Origin of the sequence: uncultured Campylobacter sp. (genome assembly GCF_937997595.1) — a bacterium.
Lineage (GTDB): Bacteria > Campylobacterota > Campylobacteria > Campylobacterales > Campylobacteraceae > Campylobacter_B.
Genome location: NZ_CALKTS010000276.1, coordinates 1 through 1391, shown reverse-complemented (window position 1 = coordinate 1391; position 1391 = coordinate 1). Strand labels below are relative to the sequence as shown.

Below are 1391 nucleotides of genomic sequence, written 5' to 3'. Positions count from 1 at the left end.
AAATTTATAAGGAGTTTTGATGAAAACTTTGGTATTTGTGATCGATATGCTAAACGGCTTCGTAAAATTCGGCGCGATGGCCGATCCTAGCATAGCAAAGATCGCTCCTGCGGTGCTTAAACAGATTGAGGCGGCCAAAAACGTGCATTTCATCTGTGACGCTCACGCCGAGCGTGATTTGGAGATGAAGCGCTATCCGATCCACTGTCTAGTTGGCTCGCCCGAAGCGGAGGTGATCGAGGAGCTCGCGCCCTACGTAAGCGAGCAAAACGTCACTTTTAAGCGCAGCACGAATGGCTTTCATAATTTGAATAAGAAAATTCTGGACGGCTTCGATCGCTTTGTGATTACGGGCTGTTGCACCGACATCTGCGTGATGCAGTTTGCGCTTAGCCTGCGCACCTATCTCAACGAAACGGGAGAGGATAAGGATATCATCGTTCCGCGAGGTGCGGTAGCTACCTACGATGCGCCGAATCATGAACGCGGTTACTACGACGAATGTGCGCTAAGCTTAATGCAAAATGCAGGAATTTTGGTAGTTTAAGCTGTACTTAGATTAAACAGAATTTCAAGCTAAATTTTCTAGATTATAAATTTTAAAATTTAGAGCCGTTCTTAAAATTTTGAAATTTTTTGAGCGGTAGAATTTTGAAATTTTGTGTTGCTCGTAAAATTTTAAAATTTTAATCTTTTTATAGAATTTAGCTTTGTTTTACCGCGACTGCTTTTGCGACGAAAAATCCCACTACTCCGGAAATTATCGAGCCTAAAAATACCGCGAGCTTGTCTGTGTAATGATACATATCGCTGCCGCCGTATGCGAGGCCATCGACGAAAAGCGCCATCGTAAAGCCGATACCACAGATAATTGCCACGGCGTAAAGCTGCGGCCAGCCTGCGTTTTCGGGCATGTAGGCGATTTTGGCTTTGATTAAGATCCAGCTGAAAGCAAAAATTCCAATCTGTTTACCGAAAAATAGTCCGAGCATGATACCCATCGGTACCGGGCCGAAAAGGAAACTAGGACTGATGCCCGCTAGCGAGACGCCTGCGTTTGTAAAGGCAAAGATTGGCAAGATGAAAAAATTTACTGGGTAGGCTAGGCCGTGCTCCATATCCTTTAGCATAGAGCCCGAGCGAGTCTTAAGCGGGATGCAAAAGCCCGCAAGCACTCCTGCGATAGTCGCGTGGATGCCGGAGTTTAATACCATCACCCACAGCACGACAGCTACTATGATAAACGGAAGCTTTTTATCGACACCAAGTCTGCTCATCGCTAACATTATTGCGACACAGGCAGCTGCGCCGCCTAGATAGATTGCGTTTATGGTAGAGGAATAAAACAAAGCGATGATTAAAATTGCACACAGATCGTCCATTATCGCAAG

The 1391-nt window shown here is 45.4% G+C and carries 2 protein-coding genes; one reads left to right on the top strand and one right to left on the bottom strand.

Annotated elements, in window-relative coordinates; all coding sequences use genetic code 11:
• The first annotated feature begins 19 nt into the window (after positions 1 to 19).
• Positions 20 to 547, top strand: a complete 528-nt coding sequence (locus Q0614_RS09110; protein WP_298788189.1) for an isochorismatase family cysteine hydrolase — start codon at positions 20 to 22, stop codon at positions 545 to 547.
• Positions 548 to 704: 157 nt separating this feature from the next.
• On the opposite strand, the gene Q0614_RS09105 is transcribed toward Q0614_RS09110, so the two are convergent.
• Positions 705 to 1391: Na+/H+ antiporter NhaA (locus Q0614_RS09105; RefSeq protein WP_298788187.1), on the bottom strand; the 687-nt coding region annotated here is incomplete at its 5' end.